Consider the following 22,677-nt stretch of genomic DNA (forward strand, 5'->3'; position numbering starts at 1 on the left):
CGGAACTAAGAGGACACGTCAATGGCACGCGCTATCAGCACGAAACGCAAGGCAGTCTTCACGGTCGCCGCCTGGATCGTCGCCCTGATCATCTTCTTTCCGATCCTCTATACGATCATCACGTCGTTCAAATCGGAAACCGAGGCAATTGCCGGCTTCAATCTGATCCCGTCGGGCACTCTGGAGAGTTATGCTGAGGTTCAGGGCCAGTACAATTACTTCAAGCCTTTCATGAATTCGGTGATCCTGTCGGTGGGCTCCACGCTGCTTGCCCTGCTGATCGCCATTCCAGCCGCCTGGTCCATGGCCTTTTCGCCTGGCAAGCGCACCAAGGACATCCTGATGTGGATGCTTTCCACCAAGATGATGCCGGCGGTTGCCGTGCTGTTTCCGATTTACCTGATCTTCCGCAATCTCGGACTGCTGGACAGCCGCATCGGTCTCACCGTCATGCTGACGATGATCAATCTGCCGATCGTGGTGTGGATGCTCTACACCTACTTCCGTGAAATTCCCTCGGAAATCCTGGAAGCAGCTCGCATGGACGGAGCCTCGCTGTGGAACGAGATCGTCTATGTGCTGACGCCGATGGCCGTTCCGGGCATCGCGTCGACGATGCTCCTCAATATCATTCTTGCCTGGAACGAAGCCTTCTGGACGATCCGGCTGACGGCCACCAACGCGGCGCCACTGACGGCCTTCATCAGCTCGTTCTCCAGTCCGCAAGGATTGTTCTGGGCCAAGCTTTCCGCCGCCTCGACGCTCGCCATCGCCCCGATCCTGATCATGGGCTGGTTCAGCCAGAAGCAGCTCGTGCGCGGACTGACATTCGGCGCTGTGAAATAAACCGGTCAGCGGGCCAACAAGCCGAAACGGCTACGGGGAGACAACACATGGGTAACATCGTCCTCAACAAGGTCACGAAATCCTTTGGAGCGACCACCGTCATTCCGGGGATCGACCTGGAGATCAAAGAAGGCGAGTTCGTCGTCTTCGTCGGCCCCTCCGGCTGCGGGAAGTCTACCCTGCTGCGGCTGATCGCCGGGCTAGAGGATACCACGACCGGCCATATCGTTATCGACGGTCGCGATGTCACCGACGAAGCGCCCGCCAAGCGCGGCCTCGCCATGGTATTCCAGTCCTATGCGCTCTATCCGCATATGAGCGTGCGCAACAACATCGCCTTTCCCTTGAAAATGGCCAAGCTTGATCCCGCTGTCATCGAGAAGAAGGTGACGGACGCCGCCCGCGTGCTGAACCTCACCAACTACCTGGACCGTCGTCCGGGCCAGCTCTCCGGCGGCCAGCGCCAACGTGTGGCGATCGGCCGGGCGATCGTGCGCGAACCGTCCGCCTTTCTCTTCGATGAGCCGCTGTCCAACCTCGATGCGTCGCTGCGCGGCACCATGCGGCTTGAAATCAGCGAACTGCACCAGCAGTTGAAGACGACGATGATCTATGTCACCCACGACCAGGTGGAGGCCATGACCATGGCCGACAAGATCGTTGTGTTGAACGCCGGTCATATCGAGCAGGTCGGCTCGCCGCTTGAGCTTTACAACAAGCCCGACAACATCTTCGTTGCCGGCTTCATCGGCTCGCCGCGCATGAACTTCGCCACGGGCGAAGTGGCCGCACCCTACAATGCCCACACGATCGGTTTCCGTCCGGAACACGTCAAGCTCTCCGCGGAGAGCGGCACCTGGGCGGGCGTGGTCGGCGTTGCCGAGCATCTGGGATCCGATACCTTCCTGCACGTGAATGTCGACAAGATCGGCATGGTGACTGTCCGCACCAGTGGTGACTTCCCTGTCTCCCATGGCGACAAGGTTTTCATCACGCCCGATCCAAACCGCATGCACAAATTCAACGACAAGGGACTGGCCCAATGACTGGCAGACTGAACGGAAAATCGGCGATCATCACGGGATCGGCACGCGGCATCGGTCGCGCCTTCGCCGAGGCCTATGTGCGCGAGGGGGCAACGGCCGTTGCCATCGCCGATATCGATTTCGACCGCGCCTCGGCGACGGCTGCGGAAATTGGTCCTGCCGCCTATGCCGTGCGCATCGACGTTTCGAACCAGGAGTCGATCGACGCGGCAGTCGCGGCTTGCGTCGACAAGGCTGGCGGCGTGGACATTCTCGTCAACAATGCCGCGATCTTTGATCTGGCCCCGATCGTTGAGATCACGCGCAAAAGCTATCAGCGGGTGTTCGACATCAATGTCGGCGGATGCCTGTTCACGCTGCAGGCATTCGCCAAGCAGATGATCGCCCAGGGCCGCGGCGGCAAGATCATCAACATGGCAAGCCAGGCCGGTCGCCGAGGCGAAGCGCTGGTCGGCGTTTACTGCGCCTCCAAGGCCGCCGTCATCTCGATCACGCAATCGGCCGGGCTCGACCTCATCAAACACGGCATCAATGTCAACGGCATCGCGCCTGGCGTTGTCGGCAGCGAGATGTGGGACGAAGTGGATGCGCTGTTCGCCAAATACGAGAACCGGCCGCTCGGGGAGAAGAAGAAGCTGGTCGGAGAGGCGGTTCCCTTCGGCCGCATGGGACGCGCGGAAGACCTGACCGGCATGGCGGTGTTTCTGGCGTCTGCGGAAGCCGAATACATCGTGGCGCAGACCTACAATGTCGACGGCGGCAACTGGATGAGCTGACGGCCACAAGGCCGCGCTCATAGCCAAGGAACGGGATCATGACGACCAGACTTTCCCTTGCCCATCTCGCCGAAATCTCGGCCAATGCCTCGGTGCCGACCTATCGGCGCGAGGACATCACGCCCGGCATCCTGCATTTCGGTGTCGGCAATTTCCACCGGGCTCATATGGCGGTCTATCTGCACGAGCTGTTCAACCAGGGGCGTGATCTCGACTGGGGGATCATCGGCGCCGGCGTGATGCCGTCGGACCAGAAGATGCGGGACACGCTGAAGGCGCAGGATTTCCTGACGACGGTGGTCGAGCAGGATACGACGCGTTCGGCAGCAACCGTAACGGGGCCGATGCTCGACGTGATCACCGCGCCGGAGTTCGACCGGATCATCGCGACGCTGGCCGACCCTGCTATCCGGATCGTTTCGATGACGATCACGGAAGGTGGCTATTTCATCGATCCGGCGACGGGCAAGTTCGATCCCGCCCATCCGGCGATCGTTGCCGACGCGCAAAACCCTGATGCACCGAAGACCGTGTTCGGCCTGATCATTGCCGGGTTGAAGGCTCGTCGCACGGCAGGACATCCGCCCTTCACCGTGATGTGTTGCGACAACATTCCCGGCAATGGCGAAGTGACCGAGGCGACGCTGTGCGGGCTGGCAAAACTCTTCGATCCGGACTTTGCACATTGGATCCACGACAACGTGGCTTTCCCGAATGCGATGGTCGACCGCATCACGCCTGCAACAGGGCAACGCGAGATCGACATGACGCGTGATACCTATGGCATCGAAGATGGCTGGCCGGTGTTCTGCGAGGAGTTCAAGCAGTGGGTGCTGGAAGACAAGTTTCCGCTCGGGCGCCCGGCTCTGGAGGCAGTCGGCGTCACGTTCGTGGCGGATGTCGCGCCTTATGAGCTGATGAAACTCCGGATCCTGAACGGCGGTCATGCGGCCATCGCCTATCCGGCAGCGCTTCTCGACATTCACTTCGTGCACGAGGCGATGGAGCATCCGCTGATCCGCGCTTTCCTGTCGAAGCTCGAGCACGAGGAGATCGTGCCAGTCGTGCCGCCCGTGCCGGACACGAGCCTTTCGGATTATGTCGACCTGATTGAACGGCGTTTCCTCAATCCGAAGATCGGCGACACCATCCCGCGGCTGGCCCAGGACGGCTCGAACCGGCAGCCGAAATTCATTCTGCCGTCGACGGCAGACCGACTGGCCAAGGGGCTCGACGTGCAGGGTCTGGCGCTGGTTTCTGCGCTGTGGTGCCGCTATTTCGAAGGGGTCTCCGACAACGGCAAGGCACTGGTGTTCAACGATGCCAACGCGGAGCGGCTGCAGACGGCAGCGCTTGCCTCCCGCTCGAATCCGGATGCCTTCCTGGGGCTTACCGACATCTTTGGTGCGATCGGAAGCCACCCGCTTTTCCGCAACCGTTTTCTTTCCGCGATCAATAGCTTGCGTAGTCAGGGAACGGCCAATACCCTCCAGCACTACCTGGATGGAACCCTGTCTGACCCATGATGCCAATGCAGCCGATACAACTGGTGATCTTCGATTGCGACGGTGTCCTAGTCGACAGCGAGCCGATCGCACTCGAGGTCCTGGTGGACATGCTAGCGGTAAAAGGCATCACGATGGATACGGACGGGGCGGCGGAGCGCTTTCTCGGGCGCAGTATCGCCTCAATGGCCGAAGTCGTGAAGGAGGAATTCCGGGTCGAAATCGACCAGGTCTTTCTCAGCCAGATGCGCGAAGCGCTCTATGCGCGGTTCAGGCAGGAACTGCAGCCGATCGCCCGCATCGAGCGGGTGATTGCTGGGCTGAAAGACAGGGGCATCGCATGGTGCGTCGCGTCGTCCAGCCAGCGCGAGCGGATCGAGCTGTCGCTGACGGCGACCGGTTTGCTTGACCACTTCAAGCATGCCATTTTCAGCGCCACCATGGTCAAAAACGGCAAGCCGGCACCGGATCTGTTCCTTTATGCGGCCGCAGCCATGGGGACCGACCCTTCGGCCTGCGTGGTCGTCGAGGACAGTCCGGCAGGTATCGCTGCGGCCCAGGCGGCCGGTATGGCGGTTTGTGCCTTCACGGGCGGATCGCATACGAACCATGCCTCCTACCAGGCCGCACTCCTTGCGCTGCATCCCGACGCACGGTTTGACGCCATGGAAGAATTGCTCCACTTTGTCGGCGGAGCGAGGAGACCGGAAGACCATTCTGATGCGTGAGCACCTCATGGCCGTGGATGTTGGCACGGGCAGCGCGCGAGCCGGTGTCTTTGACCTCGCGGGCCGCCAGCTCGCCCGATGCGTGGTGCCGATTTCCATTTATCGACCACTGCACAACCACATGGAACAGGACAGCGAAGAGATCTGGTCTGCCGTCTGTACGGCGTCCCGGGAAGCACTGTCTGCTGCGGGTATCGACAGTGCGACCGTCGGCGCCATCGGCTTCGATGCCACGTGTTCGCTGGTCGTGCGCGACCGGGGCGGGGCGCCGCTCTCCGTCTCCACCACCGGCACATTGAAACAGGACACCATCTTATGGATGGACCATCGTGCCATTGCCGAAACGGCTGAATGCAATGCCATCGACGATCCGTTACTTACGCGGTTCGGCGGACGGCTCTCGGTCGAAATGCAATTGCCAAAGCTCCTGTGGCTGAAGCGGCACATGCCTGAAACCTGGGAAAAGGCCGGTTTAATCTTCGACCTGAGCGACTTCCTGACGTGGCGAGCAACCGGCATGGACCTGCGAAGTCACTCGCCGCTGGCGTCGAAATGGGGGTACCTCCCACAGCCGCCCGGCGCGCGACCGGACGAATTCTATGCACGCATCGGACTGGCTGATCTCGCGGAAAAGGCCGGGCTTCCGGCGACCTCCCATCCTATCGGCCTGCCCGTCGGCTCCCTGTCGGAGGGAGCGGCAGCGGCGCTCGGCCTGACTGCGGGGTGTATCGTTGCGCCGGGACTGGTCGATGCCTATGCCGGAGCCGTCGCCCTGTTCGGCACAAGCCGCTCTCCTGTGGGTGACCATGCAGCGCTGATCGCGGGCACTTCGAGCTGCATCGTGATGTTGTCGGAGAAGCCGATCTCAGGGCCGGGTTGCTGGGGCGGATTCCGCGATGCGGCGCTGCCAGGGCTTTGGCTGACCGAGGCGGGACAATCGGCGTCCGGTGCCTTTCTCGACCACATCGTGAAAGACCATCCAGCAGGGGGCACGCCGACGAAGGATCGCCATCGCGTCCTGCTCGATCAGATTGCCGAGCGGCTGGCGGAAGAAGGACCGGATTTCGGTCTCCCCACCAGCGTATTGCCGGACTTTCACGGGACGCGGTCGCCCGTCTCCGACCCGCTTCTGACCGGCACCATTGCGGGGCTCGACCTCGACCGAAGCCTGGAGGGCCTGCTGCGTCTCTATTGGCGCAGTTGCGTGGCGCTGGCCTGCAGCATCCGCAACATCATCGATCATCTGCCTGAGCAGGCCGGGAACCCGCAGCATCTCTTCCTCGCCGGCGGCCTTGCCGACCATCCCCTGCTCTCGCAACTTTACGCCGATGCGACCGGTTGCGTGATGCATGTTCCGGATGGTTGCGATGCCGTCCTGCTCGGTTCGGCTTTTCATGCGGCCGTGTGCGCCGGCATATTCGATGGCACCGAGGTTGCCGGGGCTGCCATGCGTTTTCCGCTCAGGGCCGTGCATCCGGATCCGACACGGCAAAAGGCCTTGGCGCGGGATCATGCGTTGCTGCGCACCATGATGCGCCATCGAAACGAGTTGGCGGTTCTGCGGTGAGTTGGATCCGCAAGTCTGGCGCGGATCGCGTGAAGTTCGACCATGGCATTTGGCACCGTGGCGTTGGCATAGGCCACGGGTAAAGCACGCGGTGTGTCGCGTTCATCCATAGCGAAAAGGGGCCAGCCTCGCGGCCAGCCCCTTTTCCACATCCGACAGATCGTTGTCGATCAGTCGCTCAACGTGTCGAAGAAATCCTTCATGCGAGCGAAGAAGCCTGTCGATTCCGGATTGTTTTCCTTCGACGACAGCTGCTCGAATTCCTGGAGCAGTTCCCGCTGGCGCTTGGTGAGCTTCTGCGGTGTCTCGATCTGGATCTGAATGTACAGATCCCCCGTCTGTGCCGACCGTAGAACCGGCATGCCCTTGGCTTTCAAGCGGAACTGCTTGCCGGCCTGGGTGCCTTCCGGAACGGTCACGCGCGACTTCGTGCCATCGAGCGTCACCACATCGAAGGTGCCGCCGAGAGCGGCCGTCGTCATCGAGATCGGCACGGAGCAATAAAGGTCTGCCCCGTCGCGCTGGAAGAATTCGTGCGGCTTGACCGACAGGAAGATGTAGAGATCGCCGGAGGGGCCGCCGCGCAGACCCGCCTCGCCCTCGCCCTGCAGGCGGATACGCGTGCCATCCTCGATGCCCGCCGGTATATTGACGGAGAGCGAGCGCTCCTCGGTCACGCGGCCGTGGCCGTGGCACTTGGTGCAGGGATCGGAGATAGTCTGGCCGCGACCGTGACAGGTTGGGCAGGTCCGTTCGATCGAAAAGAAGCCCTGGGCTGCCCGCACACGCCCGGAACCCTGACAGGTTGAGCAGGTCGTCGGCTTGGTGCCGGGCTTAGCACCGGTGCCGGTGCAAAGATCGCAGGTGATCGAGGTCGGAACCCGGATCTGTGCCGTCTTGCCCGTAAAGGCCTCTTCGAGGCTGATTTCCATGTTGTAGCGCAGGTCGGCCCCGCGTTCGCGGCCGCCCGTAGAGCGAGCACGACCACCGCGACCACCACCCATCATCTCGCCGAAGATGTCTTCGAAGATGTCGGAGAAGCCACCGCCGCCGGCAAAACCGCCGCCACCACCGCCGAAGCCGCCACCACCCTGTTCAAAGGCAGCGTGGCCGAAACGATCATAAGCCGCGCGCTTCTGCGGATCCTTCAAGGTCTCGTAAGCCTCGTTGAGTTCCTTGAACTTCTTTTCCGCTTCATCGTCGCCCGGATTCTTGTCCGGATGGTATTTCATCGCAAGCTTGCGGAAGGCGCTCTTCAGCTCCTTTTCATCCGCCGTGCGGCCGACCCCGAGGGTCTCGTAGAAATCTGCCTTTGCCATCGTCTTACAAAGCCCTCAAAGCTTTCCCAACGCTCGTGTGACCGGACGCCGGCTTGCCGGCGAGCTTGTCACAGGCCTGCATGTCTTTTTGAAAGTCGGAAGCCGCTGCCATCGCATCGTCCATCAGGAGCTTGCGCGCATCGCCCTTGCTGATCACGCCATCGGCTGCTGATACGGCAACGAAAGCCAGCGAATGGGCGGCCATATCGCAAGCCGATACCGAACCGCCATTCTCGCGCCGCTGCAGGGCCGCCTCGATGATCTTCCCGAGTTCGCTGCCGATCCGGGAAAGAGAACGCGAGTCCTTCGCAGACAGGGCCTTGGCAACCTTGGCCTCGGCACTGCTCACCTGCCGATAGACGGCGCCAATCTGCGCATCCTGCGCAACAGCTGTCGTTGCCATCATCAATGCGATACAGGCTGGCCCGAAGGCCAGCCCGCTCGATACGATGCGCGTGAAGCGAGCCAGCATCAGGCCGACTTCTTCGCGTCTTCGTCCTTCACTTCTTCATAGTCGGCGTCGACGACATTATCGTCGCCGGCTTCGGCATTGCCACCCTCGGCCTGCTGGGCCTCGTAGATGGCCTGACCGAGCTTCATGGAGACTTCCATGAGGGCCTGGGTCTTGGTGCCGATGTCTTCCGGCGACGGATCGGAGGCTTCGAGCGCGCCCTTCAGAGCGGCAATCGCATCTTCGATCGCCTTGCGGTCGGTTTCGGAGACCTTGTCGCCGTAGTCCTTCAGCGACTTTTCAGTCGAGTGGACGAGGCTTTCCGCGCTGTTCTTGGCTTCAACCACCGCACGACGCTTCTTGTCGGCTTCGGCATTGGCTTCGGCGTCCTTCACCATCTTTTCGATGTCGGCGTCAGACAGACCACCCGACGCCTGGATGCGGATCTGCTGTTCCTTGCCGGTGCCCTTGTCCTTGGCCGAAACCTGGACGATGCCGTTGGCATCGATGTCGAAGGTGACTTCGATCTGCGGAACGCCACGCGGCGACGGCGGCAGGCCGACGAGGTCGAACTGGCCAAGCAGCTTGTTGTCCTGTGCCATTTCGCGCTCGCCTTGGCTGACGCGGATGGTGACAGCCTGCTGGTTGTCTTCAGCGGTCGAGAAGGTCTGGCTCTTCTTCGTCGGGATCGTCGTGTTGCGGTCGATCAGACGGGTGAAGACACCACCGAGCGTTTCGATGCCGAGCGACAGCGGGGTCACGTCGAGGAGGAGAACGTCCTTGACGTCGCCCTGCAGAACACCGGCCTGGATGGCGGCGCCGAGTGCAACGACTTCATCCGGGTTGACGCCCTTGTGCGGCTCCTTGCCGAACAACTGCTTCACCACTTCCTGGACCTTCGGCATGCGGCTCATGCCGCCGACGAGAACGACTTCGTCGATATCGGCAGCGGTGACGCCGGCATCCTTGAGGGCTGCCTTGCACGGTGCGATCGTGCGCTGGACGAGATCGTCGACCAGGCTTTCGAACTTTGCACGGGTCAGCTTCATCGTCAGGTGCTTCGGACCGGACGCGTCAGCCGTGATGAAGGGCAGGTTGATTTCGGTCTGCTGCGAGGACGACAGCTCGATCTTGGCCTTTTCAGCGGCTTCCTTCAGCCGCTGCAGGGCAAGCTTGTCGCCCTTCAGGTCGATGCCCTGGTCCTTCTTGAATTCGGCTGCGAGATATTCGACGAGACGCATGTCGAAGTCTTCACCGCCGAGGAAGGTGTCGCCGTTGGTTGACTTCACTTCGAAGACGCCGTCGCCGATTTCCAGAACCGAGATATCGAAGGTACCACCACCCAAGTCGTAAACGGCGATGGTCTTGCCGTCCTTCTTGTCGAGGCCGTAAGCGAGAGCGGCAGCCGTCGGCTCGTTGATGATGCGGAGCACTTCAAGACCCGCGATGCGGCCGGCATCCTTGGTTGCCTGGCGCTGCGCGTCGTTGAAGTAGGCGGGAACGGTGATGACGGCCTTTTCAACCTTTTCGCCGAGATAGGCTTCTGCCGTTTCCTTCATCTTCTGGAGGATCATGGCCGAGATCTGCGAAGGCGAATAACCCTTGCCCTGGGCTTCGACCCAGGCATCGCCGTTGTCGCCCTTGATGATCGGGAAGGGAACGAGGCCCTTGTCCTTTTCAACGGTCGGATCTTCGTGGCGGCGGCCGATCAGGCGCTTGACGGCGAAGAGGGTGTTGGTCGGGTTGGTGACAGCCTGGCGCTTGGCCGGCTGTCCGACGAGGCGTTCGCCATCGTCCGAAAAAGCCACCATGGAAGGCGTGGTGCGTGCGCCTTCGGAATTCTCAATGACCTTCGCATCCTTGCCGTCCATGACGGCGACGCAGGAATTGGTCGTTCCAAGGTCGATACCGATTACTTTTGCCATGTCATTCTCTCCTTGAAGCAGGCCGTCGGAACCCCAATCAGGCATTCCTGACAGCCCCTCGACGTGGATGGTCTGGGATTTGCTACAGCGGTGCTGTGGCTATGTCGCGTATATAAGAAGCGGTTTTTCCGACTGCAAGGCTGGAATTCCGCTGAAAATCAGTAAAAAGAAGAGATTGGGCGGCAATCTTCAGGCCGATTTCCACACCACCTCAACCCGTGTTCGGCATGCCCCATACCATGTCGGGCTTGCCTCTGGCAGGCGCAATGCCTGCCAACGTCAAAATCCTTATTGCCCGAGGATAAGATCGAGCAGCGTGGTGCGCCTGCGGGCACCTTCCTGCGGCGCCTGGCCCACATCGCCCGGCGGCACAGGGCCTTCCAGTACAGGCCAGTTGCCCTGCTGATCCTGCTCGGCAGGCGGCTCGCCATTGGCCTGCGGCTGGGCCGGGTAACGCTCTTCGCCTCCACCGTTCAAAACGTCCGAAATGATCGCGCCGATGGTCGGATCCTGATCGACAGGTGCAGGTTCCTGATAATCACCGCCCGGCAGGGGTGCCGGCGCCAGTCCCTGATGGGCTGCCGCCATGAAGTCGTGCCAGGCGCGCGCGGGCAGGCCACCGCCGGTGACCTTCTTCATCGAATCACCATTGTCATTGCCGAACCAGACACCGGTGGTGAGATTGCTGGTGTAGCCGACGAAGAGCGCATCGCGGAAAGACTGGGTGGTGCCGGTCTTGCCGGCGGCTTCCCAGCCCTTCAGCTGCGCCTTCTTGCCGGTGCCCTGATTGATCACGCCCATCATCATCTGGTTCATCTCGGCAACGACCTGGTCACTGATGACACGGGGCGGCTCGAGATAGTTGTTCTCGTAGAGCACCGTGCCGTCCGCCTTGAGGATACGCTGGACGATATGCGGGGTCGCCTTGTAGCCGCCGTTCATGAAGGGGGCATAGGCAGCGGTCAGTTCCAGCAGCGAGACTTCGGATGTGCCGAGCGCAATCGAGGCATTGTTCTGCAGGTCCGAATCAATGCCCATGCGATGCGCGAGCTTGATCACCTGATCGGGACCGACTTCCATCACCAGTTGGGCCGCGACCGTGTTGAGCGATTCGGCGAGCGCATGGGCAAGGGTCACCGGACCGCGATACTTTTCATCATAGTTCTGCGGCGTCCACGATCCGATGCGGATCGGCGCATCGTTGCGGGTGGAGCCGGGACGCAGACCGATTTCCATGGCGGCCGCGTAGACGAAGGGCTTGAACGCTGAGCCCGGCTGGCGCTTGGCCTTGACCGCGCGGTTGAACTGGCTTTCCGCATAGTCGCGCCCGCCGACCAGAGCCCGGATGGCGCCGGTGCCGTCGATCGAGACGAGCGCTGCCTGGGACGCATTCACCTTGGCGCCTTCGGCGGCCAGTGATTCGGTCAGTGCCGCTTCAGCCTTCTTTTCGAGCGTCATGTCGATCGTGGTTTCGACGACGATGTCTTCAGTGACCTTGCCGATCAGTGCGGTCACATCATCGCGCACCATGTCGGCGACATACTGGCCGGCCCCGCTCCAATAGCGTTTTGCCTTGGTGGGCGATTGCGACATCGCCGTCTTGATCTCGTCGTCGGTGATGTAGCCCTCTTCCAGCATGGCCTGGAGCACGACCTGGGCGCGGGCTTCCGCCGCCTCCGGGTCACGGGCGGGGGACAACCTGGAGGGGGCCTTCAGAAGACCTGCCAGCAGGGCAGCCTCGCCGAGGTTCACGTCGCGGGCGGACTTGTTGAAATAACGCCGGGCGGCGGCTTCCACGCCATAGGCATTAGACCCGAAATAGACGCGGTTCAGATACATCGCTAGGATCTGGTCCTTGGTGTATTTCTGCTCCAGCCAGAAGGCGAGCAGGACTTCCTGAACCTTGCGCTCGACCGTGCGTTCCGGCGAGAGGAAGAGGTTCTTGGCCAGCTGCTGCGTCAGCGTCGATCCGCCCTGCACGGCGCGGCCACTCACCACATTGGTGACGATGGCACGGGCGAGACCCAAGGGATCGATGCCGAAATGCGAATAGAAGCGTCGGTCTTCGATCGCCATCACCGCCTGGGGAATGAAAGGCGACATTTCTTCCAAAGGAAGCGCCTCGCCGCCGGTCGCGCCGCGATTGGCAATCACCGTGCCCTCGACAGAAACGATCTTCATGTTCGGCGGGCGCTCGGGGATGGACCAGCTGCTGGCGCTCGGCATCTGTGAGCCGTAATAGGCGATGAGAGCTCCGAGACCGATGGCGCCCCAGATCGACAGGACAAAACACCAGTAGATCAGGCGTCCAAGACCGAAGCCACCCGAGGTTTCTCGCTTGCGGGGCTGCGATTTCTTACCCTTGTTGGATCGAGCCGCAGGGGCCGAACGCTTGCCTGAAGAGCGCGTCTTTCGGCCTCCCGCAATGCGATCGTCTGCATCCAGCCGCAGATCCTCGTCCTCGCTCTCCTCGTCGAAGCTCGGCTCAATACGGTCGCGGGACTTGCCTCGGCTCACCATTGCGGTGGTCTTGCTCCAGATGCTCGTGTGGCCGGCCGGGCGTCGAGGTCTGACGCTCGCCTAATGCCGGGTGAATTGGTGTTGAAAACCGCCCTTTGAGCCGGTGCGGACATTCATCCGATTGCACAGTAATTGCGGCGATTTAAGGGGTGGTTAAGACGCGGTAAACAGCCGAAATCAAACCCGCTTCACTGGCAGAGATCGGCCCATTCCGCGTCGATCAGGGACGCCAGACGGTCAGGCGCGATCCGCACCGCAGCATTGGTCGCACCAGCAGCGGGGACAACTTCGGGCCAAGTTTTCAGCGAGATGTCGCAATAGATCTTGAGCGGCGCTGGAAGGCCGAAAGGACAGACGCCGCCGACCGGATGGCTCGTCGCTTCGACCACAGCCTCTGCATCCAGCATGCGCGGCTTGACCCCGAACCGATCTTTGAACTTTCTGTTATCGAGGCGCTTCGTGCCGGCGGCAACGACGAGTACCACGTCCTCGCCGATCCTGAGGCAGATCGTCTTGGCGATCTGGTCCGGCTCGACGCCATGGGCTTCGGCGGCGAGCGCCACCGTGGCGGAGCTCGCCTCAGTGACGATCACGGAGAGATCAGGGGCGTGGTCGCGGAAAAATTGTCGGACGGATTCAAGGCTCATGTCAGCATCTTAGTCAGGATCGGCTCGGTTCTTCAACTGCGCATGCTTGCGGGTCTTGAAACGGGCGGCCGCCTCCACCATCTAAAGGTTACCAAGCGATGGACGCGCCGGTTTAGTGCCAGGACGGCATGAAATACGAGGCGCATTAAGGAATTGTTCATCATCCCGCGCGATCCTGTGGATCTGGGATGAGTTCGCCACGGCGAACAGACATCCGAAGCATCGCATGGCACGTTTCCACCCCTGACCACGGATGTACTGGCAGGACAGTGTTGAAACGTAAAGGAAAGGCCGGTTTTCACCGGCCTTTTTGCTTTTCTGGCTCAGGTTTTCACTTGCTGGCGAGTGCGTCGAGGATACGAATCCACGAGCGGATGCCCTTGTGGAACGAGTTGAGATCATATTTTTCATTGGGAGAATGGATGCGGTCGTCGGTCAAACCGAAACCGACCAGAAGCGAATCCATGCCGAGCATCTTCTGGAAATCGCCGACGATCGGGATAGAGCCACCCATGCCGATGATGACGGCCGGCTTCGGCCACTCATCAGACAGCGCGTTCTTCGCCTTGGTGAGTTCCGGCGAATCATAGGACAGCTGAATTGCTGGCGAACCGCCATGTTCGTGGAAATCAACCGAGCAATCAGCCGGGATGCGAGCCTGAACAAAGGCGCGGAAGCGTTCGCGGATCTTGGCAGGATCCTGGGTGCCGACGAGGCGGAAGGAGATCTTGGCGGAAGCCTTGGCGGCGATCACCGTCTTGAAACCCTCGCCAGTGTAACCACCGATGACGCCGTTCACTTCGGCGGTCGGGCGGGCCCAGGTCAGTTCCAGAACCGAGCGGCCCTTTTCGCCTGATGGGATCGACAGACCGACTTCGCCGAGGAAGCTTTCGGCGGTGCGGCCGAGGCTGTCCCAGGATGCCTTGATGTTGGAAGGCGTTTCCTCAACGCCATCGTAGAAGCCTGGCAGGGTAACCTTGCCGGTTTCGTCATGCAGGTCGGCGAGGATTTTCGTCAGGATATGCACGGGATTGGCGGCAGCACCGCCAAAGAGGCCGGAATGCAGATCGCGGTCGGCGGCTGTTATCGTCACCTCTTCGCCAACCAGGCCACGAAGCGCTGCGGCGATTGCCGGCGTCTCGCGATCCCACATGCTGGTGTCGCAGACCAGGGCAAAATCGGCCTTCAGCTCTGCGGCATTGGCTTCGAGGAAGGGCTTCAGCGACGGCGAACCGGATTCTTCTTCGCCCTCGAAGAGAATGGTGATGCGTACCGGCAAAGAGCCCTTGACCGCCTTGTAGGCGCGGCAGGCTTCAACGAAGGTCAGCAACTGGCCCTTGTCGTCCGAGGTGCCACGGCCGGTGATGATCTTGCGGCCATCCTTCTCCTTGATCGCAGGGGCAAAGGGATCGTCTTCCCAGAGGTCCAGGGGATCGACCGGCTGAACATCGTAGTGACCGTAGAAGAGGACATGAGGGGCTTCCGCGCGATCCGCGGCGTGATGGGCGACGACCATCGGATGGCCGGGCGTGTCGCGCAACGAGGTGTCGAAGCCGAGCTCGGTCAGTTCCTTCACCAGCCATTCGCCGGCCTTGCGGCATTCGGCCTTGTAGGCGGGATCCGTCGAGATGGAGGGGATCCGGACGAGATCAAAAAGCCGATCGAGGCTCTTGGGGAGGGTTTCATCCGCCTTGGCAAGAATGGGAGAGAGATCGGTCATGGGGAATGTCCTGCAGAATTGAAATCGCGGCGGACCATAGAGCAAAGGACTTGATGTTTCGAGGCACAACCTGTGCGAAAATAGGGGTGCGGCAATTTACAGGTCACCAAGAGTCGGCTGCTCAGAGCTTTCGTGCATTGGCGATCGCCCAGCGGATATACTCCTTCAGCAATTCCTTTTCGAAACGCCGGAAGCCGGAAAAGACCGCATCTTCGGCCTCGCACGCCAGTGCAAGCGCCTCTTCGCGCATGGCGCGGGCCTTCTCGGTCAGGAAGATCTGCTGGGCGCGTTTGTCGCGGGGATGGACCCGCCGCTCGATCAAACCGTCGCGTTCCATGCGGGCCAGCGTGTTGGCAATCGTCGCCTGCTCCACCTCGACCCGATCGAGCAATTGGCGCTGGGTCAAGCCCTCCTCCTCCCAAAGCTCCAGAAGAACGGGGAATTGGCCCGGAGAGAAACCGAGGCGTACGGCCCGGCTCTGCAGAGCGCGGGTCACACTGCGGGCGAACTGCATCGCCAGTTGCGTGGCAGATTCCGGGCGGTCATTGGCCATGGCTCGACAATGTCGCAAGAGAGAGATTCGGAATATGTGTCGGTGACTGTAGCGCGGAAAAACATCGCAGGCGATGCATTCCTATGGCTTACCATTCAGCAGATGCGTGAGGGATTTCGGAGGCCGCCGTGGCTTTGGGCGGGGGGACTGCCACGACGGCTCCGGAATATGGGGACAAAGGCCCGGAGAGGGGGATAAGGCCTTTGCCCGAGTCTGACGCGGCGGGGGACGAGCCTCATTCAGACTACGGCGTGATCAGACGCCGATGACTGGGATTTGTGGTTCCAAATGTGGTTTTTCAAGGGAAACGGGCATTACAAATCGGTAAGCTTTTTGTGAGCAGCGCAATTTGCGGGAGAGAGGTTAAAGCGCCCGGTGCGTCCGGGTTTTTCCGCTGCCGGAGCCAAACCGTCATGGACGTTTCGCCTGCCCCGCGCTATCCATGCCGACATGAAAAAAGGCGATCATCTCTTTCTCGTCGACGGCTCGGGTTTCATTTTCCGCGCTTTCCACGCCATTCCGGCCCTGAACCGCAAGTCGGACGGGTTGCCTGTCAACGCGGTTTCAGGCTTCTGCAACATGCTGTGGAAGCTCTTGCGCGACGCGCGCAACACGGATGTCGGGGTCACACCGACCCATCTCGCCGTGATCTTCGACTATTCATCCACGACCTTCCGTAAGGAAATCTACCCGCTCTACAAGGCAAACCGCTCGGCGCCACCGGAAGACCTCATTCCGCAATTCGGTCTGATCCGTCATGCGACGCGGGCCTTCAACCTGCCCTGCATCGAAACCGAAGGTTTTGAAGCCGACGACATCATCGCGACTTATGCGCGGCAGGCCGAAGCGGCTGGTGCCGACGTCACGGTCGTCTCATCCGACAAGGACCTGATGCAACTCGTCACCGCGAACGTGCACATGTACGACGCGATGAAGGACAAGCAGATCGGCATTCCCGACGTCATCGAGAAGTGGGGCGTTCCGCCGGAGAAGATGATCGATCTCCAGGCAATGACGGGAGATTCGACCGACAACGTGCCCGGCATTCCCGGCATCGGCCCGAAGACAGCGGCTCAGCTTCTCGAAGAATTCGGCGATCTGGAAACGCTGCTGGCCCGCGCCGGCGAGATCAAGCAAGTCAAACGTCGCGAGAACATCCTTGCCAATGCCGAGCTTGCACGCGTCTCCCGACAGCTGGTCGAACTGCGTACCGACGTGCCCCTGGACATGGACCTCGATGCCCTGGTGCTGGAGCCGCAGGACGGGCCGAAGCTTATCGGCTTCCTGAAGGCCATGGAGTTTACCACATTGACGCGGCGCGTGGCCGAAACCTGCAACTGCGACGCAGGCACGATTGAGGCCGCAGTCGTGTCAGTTGAGTGGGGCGACGCCGCGCGCGGACCTGATCTCGATGCGAGTTCCACCGCAGCGGTGGACGCCAATCCCACCACGAGCAATGCGGCGCCGGCATCTGGCGCTGGCGCCGCCAGTGGCAAGACGCCAGCAGATCTGGCGCGCAGCCGCGCGGATGGATTTGCCGCCAATCCGATCGATCGATCGACCTATGTCACCATTCGTGACCTCCCGACCCTTGAGCTCTGGGTTGCGGCCGCGCGGGAAACCGGCCTTGTCGCCTTCGATACAGAAACGACGTCGCTCGATCCGATGCAGGCGGAGCTGGTCGGTGTATCGCTCGCGATCCAGGACAATGTGCTGTCGCCGGGATCGACCACTATCCGCGCCGCCTATCTCCCCCTCGCCCACAAGACCGGGATCGGCGATCTCCTGGGCGGTGGTCATGCAGAGGGCCAGATCCCGATGGGCGAAGCGCTCGATGCATTGAGGGGGCTCCTCGAAGACCCTTCGGTGCTGAAGGTCGCGCAGAACCTGAAATACGACTACCTCGTGATGAAGCGCCACGGCATCACGCTACAGGCTTTCGACGACACCATGCTGATGTCCTATGTGCTGGATGCCGGCAAGGGCAATCACGGCATGGACGGGCTGTCGGAAAAATGGCTGGGCCATACGCCAATCGCCTACAAGGATGTTGCCGGTTCCGGCAAATCCTCCGTTACCTTCGATCTCGTCGATATCGATCGCGCAACGGCCTATGCCGCCGAGGATGCAGATGTGACACTGCGCCTCTGGCTGGTGCTGAAACCGCGCCTCGCCGCCGAAGGGCTGACCCGTATCTACGAACGGCTCGAGCGGCCTTTGGTGCCTGTGCTTGCCCATATGGAGGAGCGCGGCATTACCGTCGACCGGCAAATTCTCTCGCGCCTTTCCGGCGAGCTTGCCCAGAAGGCGGCGGCGGCCGAGGACGAGGTCTATGAACTGGCCGGCGAGCGCTTCAACATCGGTTCGCCAAAACAGCTTGGCGACATCCTGTTCGGTCGGATGGGACTGCCCGGCGGCTCCAAGACGAAGACCGGACAATGGTCGACGTCGGCTCAGGTGCTCGAGGATCTTGCAGCGGAAGGTGCTCCGCTGCCGCGCAAGATCGTCGACTGGCGGCAGCTGACCAAACTCAAGTCTACCTATACCGACGCCCTGCCCGGCTATGTGCATCCCCAGACCAAGCGGGTCCATACCGGCTATTCGCTCGCCTCGACCACCACCGGGCGGCTCTCCTCGTCCGAACCGAACCTGCAGAATATTCCGGTCCGGACAGCCGAAGGGCGCAAGATTCGTACCGCCTTCATCTCGACGCCGGGGCACAAACTTCTGTCGGCCGATTACAGCCAGATCGAACTGCGCGTCCTTGCCCATGTCGCCGATATCCCGCAGCTCCGCCAGGCCTTTGCCGACGGCATCGACATTCATGCGATGACGGCGTCGGAAATGTTCGGTGTACCGGTCGAGGGCATGCCATCCGAGGTTCGTCGCCGGGCCAAGGCGATCAACTTCGGCATCATCTACGGCATTTCCGCCTTCGGCCTCGCCAATCAGCTGAGCATCGAGCGCTCTGAAGCGGGCGACTACATCAAGAGGTATTTCGAGCGCTTTCCGGGCATCAAGGACTATATGGAATCCACCAAGACCTTTGCCCGCGAGCATGGTTATGTCGAAACCATCTTCGGCAGACGAGCGCATTATCCCGAGATCAAGTCGTCCAATCCCTCCATGCGCGCCTTTAACGAGCGGGCTGCGATCAACGCGCCGATCCAGGGTTCGGCGGCCGACATCATCCGCCGTGCAATGATCCAGATCGAGCCGGCGCTCAACGCCACCGGCCTATCCGAACGGTGCCGCATGCTGCTGCAGGTGCATGACGAACTGATCTTCGAGGTGGGAGACGATGCCGTCGATGCCGCAATGCCCGTGATCGTCGATGTCATGGAGAATGCGGCCATGCCGGCTGTCTCCATGCGGGTGCCGCTGAAGGTCGACGCCCGCGCAGCCCATAACTGGGACGAAGCCCACTGAATTTCAGGCACGCCGTTTTGGGCGCGCCGGCACATACAAACAGGGCGTCACCGATCATACTTCCAACGCCCTCTCAACGGAGGATACGCTTTGGCGTTCAAGACCATCAACGGCCATGTAATGCACTACGAACTGATCGGGGAGGCCAAGTCTAAGAACCTGATCGTGTTTTCCAATGGGCTTGGCACGGATTTCCGGATCTGGCTGCCGCTGTTCGACGAGCTCGGTGAGGATGTTTCGGTCCTGCTCTATGACAGCCGTGGGCACGGGCTTTCCGGCGGAGCGGATGCAGCCTTCGGCATGGACGAGCTGGTGACGGATCTGGCGAGCCTCTGTGACGAACTCGGCATTCGCAAGGCGACCTTCTGTGGTCTGTCCGTCGGTGGTCTCGTCTGCCAGGGTCTCTGGAAGGCGCGGCCGGATCTGTTCCGCAAGCTGGTGCTGTGCGACACAGCCCCTCAGATCGGCAGCCCGGCGATCTGGGGCGAGCGCATTGCCGGCATCGAAAAGGGCGGACTGGAGAGCGCTGCGGACAACGCAATGGCGCGCTGGTTCACACCCGGCTTCCATGAAGATCGCGCTGACGAGCTTGCAGGCTATCGGCTGATGATGACACGGCAGTCTGTGGCCGGCTATCTCTCGACCTGTGCAGCGCTTCGCGACACCGATTTCTCCGAGATCCTGCCGACAATCACCGTGCCGACGCTGGCAATCGTCGGCGATCAGGATGGCTCGACGCCACCGGAGACGGTGAAGAAGGGAGCGGAGCTCATTCCCGGCGCCCGGTTCGAGATCATCGAGGATTGCGCCCACCTTCCGTGCATCGAGCAGCCGGAGGCGCTGGCCGAAATGATCCAGGGTTTCATGCGGCAGAACTGAATGGCCGCGTAAGGTTGACAACCAGCCATCGGGCCTATGCCCGGTGGCGTGGAAGGACGTCCGATCTGGAAAGATACTACAAACGAAAAAGCCTGCCGCGGGAGGAGGTGCGGCAGGCTTTCCGAAAAGTTTGAACACCGACTGGGAGGAGGAGTGCCAGTGTTCAATAGAACGGCCTTGGGAGGAGGAGTGGCCGTTCTGCGTCGAAGCTCTGCGGGAGGAGGTGCATTGCTTCGATGACTGTGATCATACGCCGAGTTCTGCCGTTTCCAAGACTTAATGCTGCACTGCAGCTATGCGGACAGCGCAATGCTGGATGACTAAGAATTAGGCAGAACTGTTGCGCCTCAATATCTCCCGACAGATTTTCCAGGCGTGTCAGGTGTTCCGGATGGAGAGCAGCATGCGGTGCTGCAGCGATGATCTCACGTGCCGGCGCGCTGCGTCTTCGGCTGCCTCGCTGTTGCGGGCCAGGAGCGCGGTGACGATCTCCTGGTGTTCCTTGCAGGCGTCAGCGGCCCGCGTTCCGCGCGACAGCAGGCTTGGCAGGAGGGACATCGTTACAGACAATTGGCTCAGGCTGCGCAGAAGATAGCGGTTGTGCGCGGCCAGCATGGTCATCCGGTGGAACTTGACGTTGATCTCCCCGAGTTCATCAAAATCTCCGAGATGATCCGATTCCGATTCGGCAATTTCGGCGATGGTGCGAAGCTCGATATCGCTTGCGCTCTGGGCAGCCTGGCGCGCCGCCGCGCCCTCCAGCACTTCCCGCATAAAATAAAGTTCGACGATCTGCTGGTGACTGAGGTCGGTGATGATCAGGCCGCGCCTGGGTTCGTTCGTCAGGAGGCCGTCCGCCTCCAGCCTCACGATTGCATCTCGAACCGGAGTTCTCGACACGCCGAAGCGGGTGGCCAGATCCGCCTCGGTCACGCGCTCGCCAATCGAGAGCGTGCCCTTCCGGATCGCATCGCGCACCTTGTGATAGACTTCAGAGGTCAGGTCTCCAGATCCAAGCGGATACTCTCCCGGCTTGGTCTCTGCAGCGGGCTCCTTCTTGTCACTTTTCAGCTTCGGCCGCGCCGCCATTTGTGCCCCACTCATCTGCTCAATGCCGGACCGGCTTCTTAGGGGAAAATGCCAAATGTGGCAAGGACCGCCAGGTACAACCGAATACATCTGCATGGTGCCAGACATAAGCACGAGCGATATCAATCTTCGCCGACAGGTCGGCGAAGATTGAATTCAGGCCGTCCGATCTGTCTTTGCAGCAAGAAGGCGGGACATGGCCGGAATGGATTCGCCGCCGGTGTCGAACTTCGTGATCAGTTCAAAAAGTTCCTCACACGCAGAGGAGCCGAGCACCGGTTCGACGAGCCCCTTGAACTTTTCATGGATATCGGTCCAGCTCAGGGGTTTGTCGGGGTGGCCGAGAACCACATCGACGGAGGCTTGCAGCTGCTGCCCATCGGAAAGGCTGATTTCGAGCCTTGCGGCCACTTCCGACTGGCCCTTCACCGGAATGCATTCGATCTTCGGCAGCAGGTCGGAGATGAAGGGGTCGTTGAGCGTCGTCTCGTTGAAATCAAAGGCGCTCAGACGGTAGCCGGCGATCCCCATTGCGATGCAGAAATAGGTGCTGAACCGGCCTTCAAGGCCGGTTTTCGGTGCCGGGTTTCCAGCCGCGATCAAGGCGATCGGGTTCACATATGCGGTGATCTTGGTGATCGTCCGGTTGCCAAGCTGATCTTTGACGCCCCGTGCAGCCTCGGCGGCCGCATGCGTGGCCCTGCAGCTCGCAAACAGCTTGTAGCCGTTTTGCAGAAGGTACCATTGCTTCTCGAAATCAAGTTCGGGGATGACAAAATCCGCATCCTTCAAAAAGGACGGAAGAATCCCCTTGTCCGCTTCATAGAGGTCTGCTGCAGCAATGAAACCAGCCTTGGCCATTTCGGCAGCGAGGACACCGTCCATGGCGGCTTTTCCCGCATGAAACGGCTTTGAGTGCGTTCCGAAGGAACCGACCAGACCGCCAGCGGTGGTCGCTGCCACGCCCAGGGCGTTCGCGGCCCCTTCAGTATCGAGACCGAGAACGACCGACGCTGATGCCGCAGCGCCGGCTCGGCCGAAGATGGATGTCGGGTGAAAGCCGTGTCGCTGAAGGGTCCGCCCGACACCGCTTTGCCCACCGCCGCCGAGCCGTGCCATCACCTCGTAGCCGGTGACGAACGCCTTCAGCGCCGTCTCGTCGGATGAACCAAGATGTTCCGCCAGAGACAGCGCTGCCGACCAACACGGACCGCTTGGGTGTCCGCCACCGGCGTAATGGACATCGTCCAGATCCATAGCATGGGTCATGGTGCCATTGAGCAGGGCTGCCATCGCCGGCTGGGTTTGTCCGCCAAAGAAAATGCGCGCTTTGCCAGGAGCATTCCAGCTCGCAGCCAGGCGCCTCAGCGATTGAACGGCCGGATCTTCGTGCCCGGCAATGGAAACGCCGATGTAGTCTGCCAGGGCTTGACGCCCCGCCTCCTTGACGTTGGCCGGCAAGCTTGCATCGCCGGCACCGGCGACGAAGCGCGCCAGCGTAGCCGACCGGTCTTTTTGGATGGTCATCTCGTTCATAACTTTTCGCTCCGGCGCTATCGAAACACGCATTGCACTCAAATCAAAACATATGTATGCATCGGTATACACTATGTCAATCCTCGCGGCATTGGCGATCGATGAACGTCGAAAGTCCGAAGCGATCCAGATCGCCATTGC

At 61.1% G+C, this 22,677-nt stretch carries 17 protein-coding genes; 8 read left to right on the forward strand and 9 right to left on the reverse strand.

What is annotated here, in order from left to right; translation table 11 throughout:
- Positions 1–21: 21 nt before the first annotated feature.
- From DMY87_RS21670 to DMY87_RS21695, 6 genes are read left to right on the forward strand one after another with little or no spacing between them, the layout of a single operon-like run.
- On the forward strand, positions 22–846 hold the full coding sequence (locus tag DMY87_RS21670; RefSeq protein ID WP_110793724.1) for a carbohydrate ABC transporter permease: 825 nt from the start codon (positions 22–24) through the stop codon (positions 844–846).
- Between the two features lie 47 nt (positions 847–893).
- On the forward strand, positions 894–1,892 hold the full coding sequence (locus DMY87_RS21675) for an ABC transporter ATP-binding protein (protein WP_110793725.1): 999 nt from the start codon (positions 894–896) through the stop codon (positions 1,890–1,892).
- Positions 1,889–2,668, forward strand: coding sequence for an L-iditol 2-dehydrogenase (locus DMY87_RS21680; RefSeq protein ID WP_110793726.1), 780 nt, complete (start codon positions 1,889–1,891; stop codon positions 2,666–2,668). Before DMY87_RS21675 ends, DMY87_RS21680 begins: the two co-directional genes overlap by 4 nt.
- Before the next feature lie 38 nt (positions 2,669–2,706).
- Entirely contained in the window at positions 2,707–4,194 is a 1,488-nt protein-coding gene (locus DMY87_RS21685; protein ID WP_110793727.1) for a mannitol dehydrogenase family protein, read from the forward strand.
- A complete protein-coding gene (locus DMY87_RS21690; protein WP_110793813.1) occupies positions 4,194–4,901 on the forward strand; it encodes an HAD family hydrolase in 708 nt (235 codons plus the stop codon). Before DMY87_RS21685 ends, DMY87_RS21690 begins: the two co-directional genes overlap by 1 nt.
- The gene (locus DMY87_RS21695) at positions 4,894–6,468 is read left to right on the forward strand and encodes an FGGY family pentulose kinase (RefSeq protein WP_110793728.1); all 1,575 of its coding nucleotides are present in this window, start codon (positions 4,894–4,896) and stop codon (positions 6,466–6,468) included. Before DMY87_RS21690 ends, DMY87_RS21695 begins: the two co-directional genes overlap by 8 nt.
- Positions 6,469–6,638: 170 nt before the next feature.
- On the opposite strand, the gene dnaJ is transcribed toward DMY87_RS21695, so the two are convergent.
- The 7 genes from dnaJ to DMY87_RS21730 all read right to left on the reverse strand — a co-directional run bounded on the left by dnaJ (position 6,639) and on the right by DMY87_RS21730 (position 15,603).
- On the reverse strand, positions 6,639–7,787 hold the full coding sequence (gene dnaJ / locus DMY87_RS21700) for a molecular chaperone DnaJ (RefSeq protein ID WP_110793729.1): 1,149 nt from the start codon (positions 7,785–7,787) through the stop codon (positions 6,639–6,641).
- A gap of 4 nt (positions 7,788–7,791) precedes the next feature.
- Complete coding sequence (locus DMY87_RS21705; RefSeq protein ID WP_110793730.1) at positions 7,792–8,259, reverse strand: hypothetical protein; 468 nt, start codon at positions 8,257–8,259, stop codon at positions 7,792–7,794.
- Positions 8,259–10,163, reverse strand: a complete 1,905-nt coding sequence (gene dnaK / locus DMY87_RS21710; protein WP_110793731.1) for a molecular chaperone DnaK — start codon at positions 10,161–10,163, stop codon at positions 8,259–8,261. The genes DMY87_RS21705 and dnaK overlap by 1 nt, the downstream gene beginning before the upstream one ends.
- A gap of 288 nt (positions 10,164–10,451) precedes the next feature.
- On the reverse strand, positions 10,452–12,683 hold the full coding sequence (locus DMY87_RS21715) for a transglycosylase domain-containing protein (protein WP_110793732.1): 2,232 nt from the start codon (positions 12,681–12,683) through the stop codon (positions 10,452–10,454).
- Between the two features lie 188 nt (positions 12,684–12,871).
- Positions 12,872–13,330: a YbaK/EbsC family protein gene (locus DMY87_RS21720; RefSeq protein ID WP_110793733.1), complete on the reverse strand. Its 459-nt coding sequence runs from the start codon at positions 13,328–13,330 to the stop codon at positions 12,872–12,874.
- A 331-nt stretch (positions 13,331–13,661) separates the two neighbouring features.
- Entirely contained in the window at positions 13,662–15,050 is a 1,389-nt protein-coding gene (locus DMY87_RS21725) for a dipeptidase (protein ID WP_110793734.1), read from the reverse strand.
- A gap of 121 nt (positions 15,051–15,171) precedes the next feature.
- The gene (locus tag DMY87_RS21730; RefSeq protein ID WP_110793735.1) at positions 15,172–15,603 is read right to left on the reverse strand and encodes a MarR family winged helix-turn-helix transcriptional regulator; all 432 of its coding nucleotides are present in this window, start codon (positions 15,601–15,603) and stop codon (positions 15,172–15,174) included.
- A 450-nt stretch (positions 15,604–16,053) separates the two neighbouring features.
- On the opposite strand from DMY87_RS21730, the gene polA reads away from it, so the two are divergent.
- Positions 16,054–19,032, forward strand: coding sequence for a DNA polymerase I (gene polA / locus DMY87_RS21735; RefSeq protein ID WP_110793736.1), 2,979 nt, complete (start codon positions 16,054–16,056; stop codon positions 19,030–19,032).
- A 90-nt stretch (positions 19,033–19,122) separates the two neighbouring features.
- Complete coding sequence (pcaD, locus tag DMY87_RS21740; protein WP_425353521.1) at positions 19,123–19,911, forward strand: 3-oxoadipate enol-lactonase; 789 nt, start codon at positions 19,123–19,125, stop codon at positions 19,909–19,911.
- 378 nt (positions 19,912–20,289) lie between these two features.
- Here the strand turns inward: pcaD and DMY87_RS21745 are convergent, their stop codons facing one another.
- Positions 20,290–21,015, reverse strand: coding sequence for a GntR family transcriptional regulator (locus DMY87_RS21745; RefSeq protein ID WP_205908203.1), 726 nt, complete (start codon positions 21,013–21,015; stop codon positions 20,290–20,292).
- Positions 21,016–21,156: 141 nt separating this feature from the next.
- Positions 21,157–22,674 carry an MmgE/PrpD family protein gene (locus DMY87_RS21750; RefSeq protein ID WP_205908204.1) on the reverse strand — a complete coding sequence of 506 codons (1,518 nt, stop codon included), beginning with the start codon at positions 22,672–22,674 and terminating at the stop codon, positions 21,157–21,159.
- Positions 22,675–22,677: the final 3 nt, after the last annotated feature.

The sequence above is a fragment of the Peteryoungia wuzhouensis genome (assembly GCF_003205195.1).
In the GTDB taxonomy this organism is placed as follows: Bacteria; Pseudomonadota; Alphaproteobacteria; order Rhizobiales; family Rhizobiaceae; genus Allorhizobium; species Allorhizobium wuzhouense.

Bases quoted from the DNA above. Each gene is read 5' to 3' on its own strand.
- polA (WP_110793736.1), top strand. From the start codon at position 16,054: ATGAAAAAAGGCGATCATCTCTTTCTCGTCGACGGCTCGGGTTTCATT.
- dnaK (WP_110793731.1), bottom strand. From the start codon at position 10,163: ATGGCAAAAGTAATCGGTATCGACCTTGGAACGACCAATTCCTGCGTC.
- DMY87_RS21745 (WP_205908203.1), bottom strand. From the start codon at position 21,015: ATGAGTGGGGCACAAATGGCGGCGCGGCCGAAGCTGAAAAGTGACAAG.
- DMY87_RS21675 (WP_110793725.1), top strand. From the start codon at position 894: ATGGGTAACATCGTCCTCAACAAGGTCACGAAATCCTTTGGAGCGACC.
- dnaJ (WP_110793729.1), bottom strand. From the start codon at position 7,787: ATGGCAAAGGCAGATTTCTACGAGACCCTCGGGGTCGGCCGCACGGCG.
- DMY87_RS21690 (WP_110793813.1), top strand. From the start codon at position 4,194: ATGCCAATGCAGCCGATACAACTGGTGATCTTCGATTGCGACGGTGTC.
- DMY87_RS21680 (WP_110793726.1), top strand. From the start codon at position 1,889: ATGACTGGCAGACTGAACGGAAAATCGGCGATCATCACGGGATCGGCA.
- DMY87_RS21705 (WP_110793730.1), bottom strand. From the start codon at position 8,259: ATGCTGGCTCGCTTCACGCGCATCGTATCGAGCGGGCTGGCCTTCGGG.
- DMY87_RS21730 (WP_110793735.1), bottom strand. From the start codon at position 15,603: ATGGCCAATGACCGCCCGGAATCTGCCACGCAACTGGCGATGCAGTTC.
- DMY87_RS21695 (WP_110793728.1), top strand. From the start codon at position 4,894: ATGCGTGAGCACCTCATGGCCGTGGATGTTGGCACGGGCAGCGCGCGA.
- DMY87_RS21670 (WP_110793724.1), top strand. From the start codon at position 22: ATGGCACGCGCTATCAGCACGAAACGCAAGGCAGTCTTCACGGTCGCC.
- DMY87_RS21715 (WP_110793732.1), bottom strand. From the start codon at position 12,683: ATGGTGAGCCGAGGCAAGTCCCGCGACCGTATTGAGCCGAGCTTCGAC.
- DMY87_RS21685 (WP_110793727.1), top strand. From the start codon at position 2,707: ATGACGACCAGACTTTCCCTTGCCCATCTCGCCGAAATCTCGGCCAAT.
- DMY87_RS21725 (WP_110793734.1), bottom strand. From the start codon at position 15,050: ATGACCGATCTCTCTCCCATTCTTGCCAAGGCGGATGAAACCCTCCCC.
- DMY87_RS21720 (WP_110793733.1), bottom strand. From the start codon at position 13,330: ATGAGCCTTGAATCCGTCCGACAATTTTTCCGCGACCACGCCCCTGAT.
- DMY87_RS21750 (WP_205908204.1), bottom strand. From the start codon at position 22,674: ATGGCGATCTGGATCGCTTCGGACTTTCGACGTTCATCGATCGCCAAT.